The organism is Vibrio splendidus 12E03, assembly GCF_000272105.2.
GTDB lineage: Bacteria > Pseudomonadota > Gammaproteobacteria > Enterobacterales > Vibrionaceae > Vibrio > Vibrio splendidus_I.
In genome coordinates, this window is record NZ_AJZD02000054.1 from 1 (window position 1) to 829 (window position 829).

Genomic DNA, 829 nt, shown 5'->3' on the forward strand with positions numbered 1-829 from the left:
GTGTAGGATAGGTGGGAGACTTTGAAACCGCGTCGCTAGATGTGGTGGAGTCGTCCTTGAAATACCACCCTTGTAGTTTTGATGTTCTAACGTTGGTCCCTGAATCGGGATTACGGACAGTGCCTGGTGGGTAGTTTGACTGGGGCGGTCTCCTCCCAAAGAGTAACGGAGGAGCACGAAGGTGGGCTAAACACGGTTGGACATCGTGTGGTTAGTGCAATGGCATAAGCCCGCTTGACTGCGAGAATGACAATTCGAGCAGGTGCGAAAGCAGGTCATAGTGATCCGGTGGTTCTGAATGGAAGGGCCATCGCTCAACGGATAAAAGGTACTCCGGGGATAACAGGCTGATACCGCCCAAGAGTTCATATCGACGGCGGTGTTTGGCACCTCGATGTCGGCTCATCACATCCTGGGGCTGAAGTCGGTCCCAAGGGTATGGCTGTTCGCCATTTAAAGTGGTACGCGAGCTGGGTTTAGAACGTCGTGAGACAGTTCGGTCCCTATCTGCCGTGGGCGTTGGAAAATTGAAAGGGGCTGCTCCTAGTACGAGAGGACCGGAGTGGACGAACCTCTGGTGTTCGGGTTGTCATGCCAATGGCATTGCCCGGTAGCTAAGTTCGGAATCGATAACCGCTGAAAGCATCTAAGCGGGAAGCGAGCCTTGAGATGAGTTTTCCCTGGCACTATAAGTGTCCTAAAGGGTTGTCGTAGACTACGAACGTTGATAGGCAGGGTGTGTAAGTGCTGCGAGGCATTGAGCTAACCTGTACTAATTGCCCGTGAGGCTTAACCATACAACACCCAAGGGGTTTTGTGGACTCAAAGA

At 52.6% G+C, this 829-nt stretch carries 1 rRNA gene; it reads left to right on the plus strand.

The features are described 5' to 3' along the window. Positions 1-797: ribosomal RNA gene (locus tag A142_RS05075) — 23S ribosomal RNA — on the plus strand; the annotation flags it as partial. Between the last annotated feature and the right edge of the window lie 32 nt (positions 798-829).